We start from the raw sequence: 11,267 nt of genomic DNA, 5'->3' as shown, positions 1-11,267 counted from the left end.
AGAAACGGGCGGGAATGGCACGATTGTGAAGTTGTAACCTTAATCGCGATGCTTAATCGAGGCGTTGATCGCTGCGCTAGCTCAATAGCGGAACTGCTCGGCGAGAATGCGTTCGTTCCAGGAATGATTGGGATCGAACAGCAACGTTGCCGTCGCGGTTGGTGATTCCCGCACCGTGACCGAGGTCACCGCCTTGACCTCGGTATGGTCGGCGGCGGCGTTTACCGGCCGCTTTTCGGGCTCGAGGATGTCGAAGCGCACGGTCGCCTTGTTGGAGAGCAGTGCGCCGCGCCAGCGGCGCGGGCGAAACGGGCTGACCGGGGTTAGCGCCAGCAGCGGCGCGTCTAGCGGCAGGATCGGCCCATGCGCGGAAAGATTGTAGGCGGTGGACCCGGCAGGCGTCGCGATCATCACGCCGTCGCAACTCAGTTCCTCGAGCCGTACCTGCTCGTCGACGGTGATGCGGATCTTGGCCGTCTGATAGGATTGGCGCCAAAGCGCCACCTCGTTGATCGCCAGCGCCGAAACCGTTTCGCCTTCCGAGGTCACCGCCAGCATCTCCAGCGGGCGGATCGTTTCGGCGACGGCGGCCGCGAGACGCTCGGTAAGTCCACCGGAGCGATATTCGTTCATCAGGAAACCGATGGTGCCACGGTTCATGCCGTAGACCTTCTTGCCCGTCCCCATCGTGTCGCGAAGGGTCTGCAGCAGGAAGCCGTCGCCGCCAAGGGCGACGACGATCCCGGCATCCTCGATGGAGGATTGTCCATAGCGCGCCGACAGGCTTTCCAGCGCCGTCTTGGCGTCAGCGGTGTCGGACGAGACGAAGGCGATGCGGCTGGCGGTTTGGCTCATGGCTCCCCGATGACGACCGATTGGCGGCAGCCGGTTACCGGGGCCGCGCCAGCGCCGGGGTAGCATGGGCAGGGTACGTCTGCAAAGAGAGCCGTTGTTCCGGCCGGCGAGGCGATCGCAAAACGGCGAAGTGCGGACATGCAGTTCGCGCATCATGTCAAAGGCAACGCGAATGTGATGGTTAAGACGAGGGTTAAACTATCGTAAAGCCGCATCGGTCATGTTAGCCGACAGTGGATGGTGGCGGGGGCCTAGCCAGTCGAGGCCGACATATTGCCGGTAGCACGCCTTATCATCGTCTTCCTGATGCTGGGAAGTTTCGCTCTTGTCTTCGCCGCACTGGTGCGCCAGTCCGAAGAGATGAGCTTCCGGCCTCAGCCTACGGCGTCGCGCTGCGGCGACGCAGCCGGAACGCCATGCCCGCAACGGGCGCTGTAACTCCCGAAGACATATTGTTGTTTCTCCCTGAGCCAAGGCCGGTGGCCCGCGCGCGTCAATGGCGTGCGACAAAGCTTGCTCGTTGCGCCTGCGGCCCTTCGCGACGTAGATGAGAACCTTGATTGGCGGATGAACATTGGGTCGGTGGCGGTAGCCAGCTATCCGATGTTCTTGGGAAACAAGCCCTGCGGCGCGTTGACTGGCCGGGTGTCTGGAGTGGGAATTTTCCATGTCGCGCAGCGTGTTGGTTTCAGGTGGCTGCGGTTTCTTGGGCTCACATCTGATCGACCGTCTGCTGCGGCGAAGCGATCTGGAAAGACTGGTCGTCGTGGACAATCTATGGACCGGCACGCGAGACAACATTGCGCATGTCACCGACCCGCGTTTCAGCCTCCAGGTTGCCGACGCCGAAAGCTTTTCATCCAGTCAGCGCTTTGACGAGATCATCCATCTCGCGTCGCCCGCTTCGCCGATTTGGTACATGCGCGAGCCGATACGCACGATCAAGGCCAACATAGGTGGTGCGCTCAATCTTCTGACGCTGCTCGAGCCCGGCGGTCGTTTCTGCTTTGCCTCGACCTCGGAGATTTACGGCGATCCCCAGGTTTCCCCGCAATCCGAAAGTTACAGGGGATCGGTGGACTGCACAGGTCCCAGGGCCGCCTATGATGAAAGCAAGCGCTGCACCGAGGCATTGCTGTTCGAGCAGCAGCGGGTCAGCGGGCTTGATGTTCGTGTCGTCAGGATTTTCAACACCTATGGGCCGCGAACACGGATGGACGACGGCCGCGCCATTTCGAACTTTGTCATCCAGGCTCTGACGACAGGGGTCCTGACGGTTTACGGCGACGGCTCCCAATCGCGCAGCTGGGGTTATGTCGACGACATCGTCGAGGGACTGGAACGTTTCTTCTGCCGCGACAGCATCTCGCACCGCGGTCCGCTGAACATCGGCAACAATCAAGAGGTTTCGGTTCTGCGCATCGCTGAGTTCGTCAGCTCGCTTGTCCCTGGCAGCCGCATCGAGCACCAGCCTCCGGTTCCCCAGGATCCAACCAACCGATGTCCGGACCTGACTTTGGCGAGGCATGTCCTTCCCGGTTGGGAAGCACAAACTGGCTACCAGGAGGGTATCGAGCGGACGTTCGAGTGGTTTCGCCAACAGATCGCCGCAGCCAGGATGTGACGCAAAATCGGCCACTCACTGCGCCACCACCTGCAAATTGGCGTTGCCGTAGAATGTATAGGCAAGATAGGTCGGGTCACCGGTTTCATAGAAGCGCTTGCGCACCACTTGCAGCATCTCGGCGAGGTAAACCGGCCCGTCCTTGAGCCGCGCGGTGATGCCGCCATAAAAGTCACTTGAGAAGGCGGCGGCCGCGCGATCGGTCAACGGCCACATGCCGCCGATGAAGCCCGACGCACCACCGGCCAGCACCGCCGGGCCCCAGCCCTGCACGAAGCCGCCGAGCAACTGGGACTTGCCCGTGTCGCAGGCATTGAAGAAATAGAACGGATTGCCCTTGCCATGCGCGGCGCTGACCAGCGCACGCCAGGTATCGGGATCGAGCGACTGGTCGACCAGGTCGATAGCAAACACCGGCCGGCCGCTACTCGGCTGGTTGACCTCGCCGTGGCCGGAAAAATGGATGAAGCCGGTCGAGACCTCACCGACCAGTTTTTCGAAAGAGACGAAATCGCCATCGAAGCGGCGATAGCCGGCGAGCTTGCTCAACGCGTCGATTTCGACCTCCTGGAATGGCAGCGACTGCTTGTCGATATAGGAGGGAGCGACGGCCGCGACGCCGGTGAAAGCCATGCGGTCGAGTGGATTGTCGACCTGCGAGGAGGTGCTGCGCGGCGCCCAGCGGGCCAGCCGGTACCTCATGCCGAGGAAGCCGTCGCGGGTTGCACCGTCGGCACTTTGCGGGCGGATCAGCTCCCACGGCAGCGTGGGGCTGTTGGAGGTGACCTGGATCGAATGCAGTTCGCCCTTGTCGCGCAGCGACCAGAACACATCCTTGAACGCCGCGGGCACATAATCGCGGTAGAGCACGTCGCCAAAACCCTCGGCGGCCAGTGTGACAAAGCGCTTTTGCGCGTCCGGGTCGCTGGTTGCGGCCGGCTGCTGCAACGACGCCGCGCCGCGCAAGCTCAACCCGAGCTGCAGCAGCCGCCGGTATTCAGAATCCAGCCATGCCGCCATTTGCGGTGGCGTCGAGAAGGTGTCGGTCACCGGACCGGCCAGATGCGGCGAATGGATGATGATCTGGCCAGGACCCAGTCCGCTCGGATCGTCATAAAGGATGGTGACATCGAGATCGGGGACGTCGTCGGGACTGGCATTGCCAAGTTGGACGCTGCCGGTCAGCGCCGGCTGCGGCGGGGCGGAGGCGAGCATCAGCACGGCAGGTGCGGCAGCGCGATTGGCTGTCGTGTCCTGGGCGCCGGCCTCGACGGGCGCCTTTCGACGAACGGTGACGGGTCGCGATGCCGATCCGAGGTACCGTCCGGCGCTGTAGATACGGGCGATGAACTGGGCGGGCTTGCCGTCTTTTGCAATGGGCCGCGCCTTGAGGTCGAAGCGGACGAAATCGCTGTCACCTTCGCGGTAGAGCGTCGTTTGCCGGCTCCATTTGCCGCCATCGGCGAGGTCGAAGCCGGAGGCGAAGAGATCGATGTCGACGGGCCAGGCGTTGGTTCCCGCCGGCATCGCCATTGAAAGTGCGCCGTCCGCCGTCACCGACGAGCCGGGCGCTGCCTTCACTTTCACCTCGGGCGTCAATTGCTCCTCGGTCAGTGCGATCGACACCGTCACGGTCTCTCCTGCCACGACCTCGTCGGGCGCGTCGATGGTCGGATGGCGCACGACCTCAACCGCATTGTTGTCGGCCGGTGGAGGAACCGCGTCGGCAGGCGCCTCCACCGGCGGCATGGAAGGCGCTTCGGCCGTCGGCAAATCGGGTAACGGGTAAAGCGGCTTTATAACAGGCGGTGGGGCGGGCGCTGGCGACGGGACAGGCGGCAACGCCGGGGGCTCTTCGGATGTCGCCGTGTCAGGCAACGGGGCAGGTGGCGTCATGGTCGATGGCGCGTCGGAAGGCGGGCTGGGTTCCATGCCGGCGGCTGCGCCGCCACCCGGATAGGTATCGCCGAGATTGTTCTGCGCCGCGGCTGCCGCCTTGGCCGCGTCCTCCTGATACTTTTGCTGCTCCTCGTACTGCCGTCGGGCTTGCTCCTCATATTGTTGACGCTGCAACTCCTGCCGCTTGTATTCCTCATATTGAGCGGCCTCATCGGTGCTGTTTCCCGTCCCTGCGTCGGGACTGCCGGACCCCGGCGCGACATCCATCGCGGGCGGCTCCTGGCTGCTGCCATCGTAGCCGCCTGAGCCGTACTCACTACCGTCGATCGCCGAGCCGCCGCTTGGCAAATCGTAGCCGCTGGCCGGGCTGTCATAGCCGCTACCGCCTGCGCTCATCGGCGGCGCCGGTGCGGGCTCTGGCGCGGTCGCCTCAGGCGGCGCCTCGGTCGGTGCCGGCGCGGCGGTGGCCGGCTCGTCCGGCGTCAGCACAAAATCGGTGTCTGCCGAACGGCCATAGGCCACCCACGGCCATTGAGTACCGACTGTCCTGTCGAAAACGGATTGCCTAACCGAGGCGAGGACGGTGCGTATACCCACACCTCGCCTGGTCAGCGCGGCCGTCAGCGCATCGGCAAACACCGTGACGGGTGTGGCTTCCTTCAGCGCGACGCTTCCCGGCTTGGCCGAGAGGGCGACGATGGCGTGAGAGGGCGGGTCAACCTCCGCCAGACCTTGCATCACGCCCGGAGTGGGGTCGTGCCCGTCGCCAGGATTGTCCAGCACAACCACCTTCAAAGTCGGTGTGGCCTCGAGCCCCTGCATGAACAGATCGAGAGGCAGCGCCGTCTGGTCGATCGCTTCCTTCGAATCGATTCGCGTGCCGCGCGTCAGCAGATAGTTCCTGCCATTGGCCTGGGCCGTATGGCCGACATAGTAGAAGATGCCGACGGAATCGGCGGCACTCAGAGACTTGGCGAAGCCATACATGGCGTGCGCCACATCGGCGCGGTCGCCGTCAGCCACTTGCTGGACGGTGAAACCGAGAGACCGCAGGGTTGTTGCAACGAGCTCTGCGCTCATCTCGGCGTTGTCGATGGCCGACGCGCCCTCATAGACCGGATTGGCGACAACCAACGCAATGCGCTCCTCGCCGCGCGCAGCGGAGAAGAGCGCCATGGTCATCAGCAGCACGGTCGCCAAAAACAGGCGCATGATCCAAACCCTGCAGGCCGCGGCGGTCACGCCACGACTTGCCCCAAATTCATCAACGGCCTCGTCCCGAGCATATCATGATGGGTTCACCGACGCATCGGCCGCATCCTCAACGGTTGATGCCCTGCTCGTGGTCGCAAAAAGATATTGACTGTATGTTTAGTCATAGTTATTCCTAGTGGTGAGGATCAAGTTGGTCAGCCGGTTTGCGCTGGTGAATGACCACGGAGGAGAGGGGAATATCTTGACAGCCATACGGCCCGCCGTTGAGGCGAAGGGCGTCACCAGGATCTTTCGGGGAACCGGTCAGGACCAGGTCAGAGCACTCGACAACGTCTCCGTCGCGATCCGCGAAAATGAATTCTTCACGCTGCTCGGCCCGTCGGGCTGCGGAAAGACGACGCTGCTGCGGCTGATCGCCGGCTTCGACTATCCGACTGACGGCGAAATCCTGCTCTATGGCCAGGACATCGCGCCGCTGCCGCCGTTCAAGCGGCCGGTCAACACCGTCTTCCAGTCCTATGCGCTGTTTCCGCACATGACGGTCGCCGACAACATCGGTTTTGGCCTGAAGATGCTGGGCAGGCCGAAGGCCGAGATAGAGGCGCGTGTCGACGCGATGCTGAAGCTCGTCCACATGCAGGCGCTCAAAAATCGCCGCACCAGCCAGATCTCCGGCGGCCAGCAGCAGCGTGTGGCGCTGGCAAGGGCACTCGCACCGCAGCCGAAGGTGCTGCTGCTCGACGAACCCTTGTCGGCGCTCGACTACAAGCTGCGCAAGGAAATGCAGATCGAGCTGAAGCGGCTGCAGCACGAGACCGGCATCACCTTCATCTTCGTCACCCACGACCAGGAGGAAGCGCTGACGATGTCGGACCGCATCGCGGTGATGTCGGCGGGAAACATCCTGCAGGTCGGCACGCCCTGGGACGTCTATGACCACCCGGCGGAACGGTTCGTCGCCGACTTTATCGGCGAGACGAACTTCCTGACCGGCATGGTCGAAAGTGCAGGCGATGGCCGGGCGCGGATTGCCTTGCGCTCGGGTGCGAAGATCTGCGCGACCGCCGCCGCGGATTTCCGCGCAGGCGGCAACGCAACGCTGATGGTCCGGCCTGAGCATGCCAAGCTCGTCAAAGGCCGCGGCGACTTGACCGGCACGATCGAGACCATCGTCTATTTCGGCACCGACACGCACATCCATGTCCGGCTGGAAGAAGGCAACGTCTTCATGGTGCGCCAGCAGAACTCGCGCAGCGCCAGTCGCGGCTTCGAAAACGGCGACAAGGTCGGCATATCGATCGGCGACGACGCTGCCCAAGTGCTGAAGGATTAGGCCATGGCGACCGCGATAGAGGTAGCCGAAAAGGCCGAACGTGACGATATCAGGTCACGCTGGCTGCTTTCCACCCCGGCACTGCTGATCGTCTTCGTCGCGGCCCTTGGGCCGCTGCTGATCGTGGTCGTCTATTCCTTCCTGACGCCAGGCAATTACGGCGATGTGAAATGGCAGTTCTCGACCGATGCCTGGATGAGCGTGCTGTTCGAGCGTGACGTTTTCGACGACACGTTGTCGCTGGCCACCGCCTATCTGTCGATCTTCTGGCGCTCGGTGTCGCTGTCGCTGGCAACCACTGTGCTGACCCTGATCCTCGGCTTCCCCACCGCCTATTTCATTGCCACACGGCCGGATCACCGGCGCGACATCTGGCTGTTCCTGATCACCATCCCGTTCTGGACCAACCTTCTGATCCGCACCTTCGCCATGCAACAGGTGCTGCGCAATGACGGCATCATCAATTCGGTGCTGCAGGTGCTTGGGATCACCGACCATCCTGTGCAGCTGATGTACACCAATTTCGCCGTCCTGGCCGGCATGGTCTACGTGTTCCTGCCGCTGATGGTGCTGCCGCTATACGCCAGCATGGAGAAGATCGACTTCCGCCTTGTCGAGGCGGGCTACGACCTCTACGCGACGCGGTTCGAGGTTTTGAGGCGCATCATCGTCCCGCTCGTCACGCCGGGCATCGTCGCCGGCTCGATCCTCGTCTTCATCCCCTCGCTCGGCGCCTATGTGACGCCGAGGGTGCTCGGCGGCGGCACCAATCTGATGATCGGCAACCTGATCGAGCTGCAGTTTGGCCAGGGCAGAAACTGGCCGCTTGGTGCGGCGCTGTCGATCACCTTGATGGCGATCGTCATGGTGGCGCTGCTGTTCTATGTCCGCAACACGACCAGGTCGGATGGCGTCCATGGCTAATCGCTTCGACGTCCGGCGGCAGAACGGCTTCGTCAGCGTGGCGATGCTGTGTTTCTTCCTGCTTTACCTGCCGATCGCCACGCTCGTGGTCTACGCCTTCAACGACAATGATTCCATTGTGATCTGGAAAGGCTTTTCGCTGCGCTGGTTCCACATCGCCTGGAACAATGGGCTGGTCATCGAGGCGTCGATCCGCTCGTTCCAGATCGCCGCTGTCGCCGCCATACTGGCGACGATCACCGCCACGATGGCGGCGCTGGCGACGACCAGGACCAAACCGTATCCGGGATTGACCCTCAAATACGCCTTCATCAACCAGCCGCTGATGGTGCCGGAGATCGTCACCGCGGTGGCGCTGCTGATCGTCTTCTCGCGCATCAAGATCTGGACTGGTTATTCCGGGCTCGGCTACCTCGTCGCCGCGCACACCGCCTTCTGCATCCCGTTCGCCTATCTGCCGATCCGGGCGCGGCTTGAAAGCATGGACCTGGCGCTCGAGACCGCGGCGGCCGATCTCTACGCGACGAAGTGGAAGACATTCCTGCACGTGACCTTGCCATTGCTCTGGCCGGGCATTCTCGCCGGACTGATGCTCGCCTTCGTCGTCTCGCTGGATGACGTCGTCATCACCGAATTCGTCAAATCGGGCGGGCAGGACACGCTGCCGACCTACATGCTCGGCCAGCTCCGGCGTACCGTCACACCGGAAGTCAATGCGATCTCGACGGCCTTCCTCGTGCTGTCGATCGGCATCGTCACCGCTTTCTTTTTCATCAGCAGGAAACGGACCTGAGGCGGCAACGCCGACGGTCCCAACAATGGGAGCATGGAGCATGAACTGGAAACTGACCGCGACGGCGATCGGGCTGACGCTGCTGGCCGTGACGGGTGCCGCTCGCGCCGAGGGTGAGCTCAACATCTACAATTGGGGCAACTACACCAACCCCGATCTCATCAAGAAGTTCGAGGAGACCTACAAGGTCAAGGTCACCGTCACCGACTTCGATTCCAACGACACTGCGCTCGCCAAGATCCGCCAGGGTGGCGCCGGTTTCGACATCGTCGTGCCTTCGGCAAGCGTCGTCCCGATCTGGATCAGCGAGGGGCTGCTGCTTGAATCGCGCCCGGACCAGATGGAGAATTTCAAGAACGTCGATCCCAAATGGATCGATGTCCCCTTCGATCCGGGCCGCAAATACACTGTTCCGTGGCAGTGGGGCACGACAGGCGTGTCGGTCAACAAGTCGGTCTATTCGGGTGACGTGAACACGTCCGCGATCTTCCTCGATCCGCCGCCCGAACTCGTCGGCAAGATCAATGTCGTTCCCGAAATGGGTGACGTCATGTTCCTCGCCATCGCCTACGAAGGCGGCCAATACTGCACCGACGACAAGGTCGTGCTGAAGAAGGTGCGCGACAAGCTGGTCGAGGCCAAGGCGAAATGGCTGTCCTTCGACTATGGCGCCGTCGACGCCCTCGGCAAGGGCGACGTTGCCGCCGGCGTCAACTGGAACGGCATTTCGCTCCGCCAGCGGCTGCAAAACGACAAGATCGTCTATGGGTATCCCAAGGAGGGCTACCCGATCTGGATGGACAACGTCGCCGTCCTCAAGGACGCCAGGAACGTCGAGAACGCCAAGCTCTTCCAGAACTTCATCATGGACCCGCAGAACGCCGCACTGATCTCGGCCTTCGCGCGCTATTCGAATGGCATCAAAGGCTCGGAAGCCTTCATGCCCGACGACATGAAGAACGCGCCGGAAGTGAACGTTCCGGCAGAATTCGCCGCCAAGGGACAGTTCATGCCGGCCTGTCCGCCTGATGTGCAGGCGCTCTACACGAAAATCTGGACCGACCTCCAGAAATAGCCCGACCCGGGTTTCTCGCGCCGCGATATCGCGGCGCGGCCACCTCCCGTCCATGCCAAAGGCGATCCGGCGATCGCAGGAGACTTCCCATGACCGATCTTGACCTTTGCTACATGCCGGCCAGCGAGGCGCTGCGGCTGTTCAAGGCGAAGAAACTTTCGCCCGTCGAATTGATGCAGGCGACCATCGACCGCGCCGAGGTGACGAAAGCGGCGATCAACTGCTTCACCTTCACGCATTTCGACGAGGCGATGGAGCTGGCCAAAAAAGCTGAGGCGAAATACGCCAGGGGGGCCAGGACCGGCGCGCTCGAGGGCCTGCCGATCGGCATCAAGGACGAGAGCTACATCAAGGGCAAGCCGACATCGCACGGCTCGCTATTGTCGAAGGATGCCATTGGCGGCCACACTTCGACGATGAACGAGCGCATCATCAAGGCCGGAGGCATCGTCCATGCACGCACGGCAACGCCCGAATTCAGCTGCGCCGGCTACACCTGGTCGAGGCGCTGGGGCGTCACGCGCAATCCGTGGAACCCGGACTTCACGCCGGGTGGTTCGTCCGGCGGCGCGGCGGCAACGCTGGCCTCGGGCACATCGGCGATCGCCACCGGTTCGGACATTGCAGGCTCGATCCGCATTCCGGCGTCCGCTTGCGGTCTCGTCGGCTTCAAGCCGCCCTATGGCCGCAACCCGGACGAGCCGCCGTTCAATCTCGACTTCTACTGCCACACCGGCCCGCTGGCGCGAAACGTCGGGGATGCGATCCTGCTGCAGAATGTCATGGCGGGACCGAGTCCGCTCGACATCGCCACGCTGCGTCCGAAATTGCGCCTGCCACTCGACTACAAGCCGATCAAGGGCTGGAAGATTGCTCTCTCGATGGACCTCGGCTCCTTCGAAGTGGATGCCGAGGTGCGCAAAAACACACTCGCTGCCTGCGACGTGTTCCGCTCACTTGGCGCCACCGTCGAGGAGGTCGACCTGGGCTGGGGCGACGAAGTGCTCAAGGCCGGCATTGCCTATCTGGAGCACCTCTTCGGTGCTTCGCTGGCGCAACTTCTCAAGCAGCACGGCGGGGATATGACCAGCTATGCACGGCAATTTGCCGAAGATGGGCAAAAGTCGAAGGCCACGGACTTTGTCGCTACCCTCGACGTGGCGGCCAGGATGTACCAGACGCTCGGGCCGTTGCTGGAGACATATGATGTGCTGATCTGCCCGACCAATGCGCTTCCCTCTGTGGCGGCGGAGTTCGACCACACCAGGGACACCGTCGAGATCAACGGAAAGCAGGTGAACCCTTCGCTTGGCTGGGTGATGACGACACCGTTCAACATGCTGAGCCGTTGCCCGGTTCTGTCCATGCCGTCGGGCCGCGCGACGAATGGCGTGCCGACCGGGATCCAGATTGTCGGCCGCACCTATTGCGACGCCGATGTCTTCCGGGCGGCGCTGGCCTATGAGACGGCTCAAGGCCAATGGTACACAGACACCGAAACGCGACCGTCGCTGTGATAGCCATGTGGCCCTTGCCGCGCTGGTGCTTG

At 62.7% G+C, this 11,267-nt stretch carries 8 protein-coding genes; 6 read left to right on the top strand and 2 right to left on the bottom strand.

Going from position 1 to position 11,267, the window contains the following annotated elements:
* Window positions 1-81 precede the first annotated feature (81 nt).
* On the bottom strand, window positions 82-855 hold the full coding sequence (locus AC1DYW_RS29070) for an NAD kinase (protein WP_095090691.1): 774 nt from the start codon (window positions 853-855) through the stop codon (window positions 82-84).
* Window positions 856-1,522: 667 nt separating this feature from the next.
* On the opposite strand from AC1DYW_RS29070, the gene AC1DYW_RS29065 reads away from it, so the two are divergent.
* Window positions 1,523-2,479, top strand: a complete 957-nt coding sequence (locus tag AC1DYW_RS29065) for an NAD-dependent epimerase/dehydratase family protein (RefSeq protein ID WP_477228488.1) — start codon at window positions 1,523-1,525, stop codon at window positions 2,477-2,479.
* Window positions 2,480-2,494: 15 nt separating this feature from the next.
* On the opposite strand, the gene AC1DYW_RS29060 is transcribed toward AC1DYW_RS29065, so the two are convergent.
* A complete protein-coding gene (locus tag AC1DYW_RS29060; protein WP_477228487.1) occupies window positions 2,495-5,590 on the bottom strand; it encodes a caspase family protein in 3,096 nt (1,031 codons plus the stop codon).
* 244 nt (window positions 5,591-5,834) lie between these two features.
* Between AC1DYW_RS29060 and AC1DYW_RS29055 the strand changes: the two genes are divergently transcribed.
* The 5 genes from AC1DYW_RS29055 to AC1DYW_RS29035 all read left to right on the top strand — a co-directional run bounded on the left by AC1DYW_RS29055 (window position 5,835) and on the right by AC1DYW_RS29035 (window position 11,235).
* Window positions 5,835-6,926 carry an ABC transporter ATP-binding protein gene (locus AC1DYW_RS29055; RefSeq protein ID WP_477228486.1) on the top strand — a complete coding sequence of 364 codons (1,092 nt, stop codon included), beginning with the start codon at window positions 5,835-5,837 and terminating at the stop codon, window positions 6,924-6,926.
* Between the two features lie 3 nt (window positions 6,927-6,929).
* The gene (locus AC1DYW_RS29050) at window positions 6,930-7,850 is read left to right on the top strand and encodes an ABC transporter permease (protein WP_477228485.1); all 921 of its coding nucleotides are present in this window, start codon (window positions 6,930-6,932) and stop codon (window positions 7,848-7,850) included.
* Window positions 7,843-8,643, top strand: coding sequence for an ABC transporter permease (locus AC1DYW_RS29045; protein WP_477228484.1), 801 nt, complete (start codon window positions 7,843-7,845; stop codon window positions 8,641-8,643). Before AC1DYW_RS29050 ends, AC1DYW_RS29045 begins: the two co-directional genes overlap by 8 nt.
* A 40-nt stretch (window positions 8,644-8,683) precedes the next feature.
* Window positions 8,684-9,718, top strand: coding sequence for an extracellular solute-binding protein (locus AC1DYW_RS29040; RefSeq protein ID WP_477228483.1), 1,035 nt, complete (start codon window positions 8,684-8,686; stop codon window positions 9,716-9,718).
* Between the two features lie 89 nt (window positions 9,719-9,807).
* On the top strand, window positions 9,808-11,235 hold the full coding sequence (locus AC1DYW_RS29035; RefSeq protein ID WP_477228482.1) for an amidase: 1,428 nt from the start codon (window positions 9,808-9,810) through the stop codon (window positions 11,233-11,235).
* The last annotated feature ends 32 nt before the right edge of the window (window positions 11,236-11,267 follow it).

It is taken from the genome of Mesorhizobium sp. P2_D5, assembly GCF_056404355.1.
The sequence above is the reverse complement of the archived record's forward strand: the minus strand, read 5'-3'. Positions and strand labels throughout refer to the sequence as shown.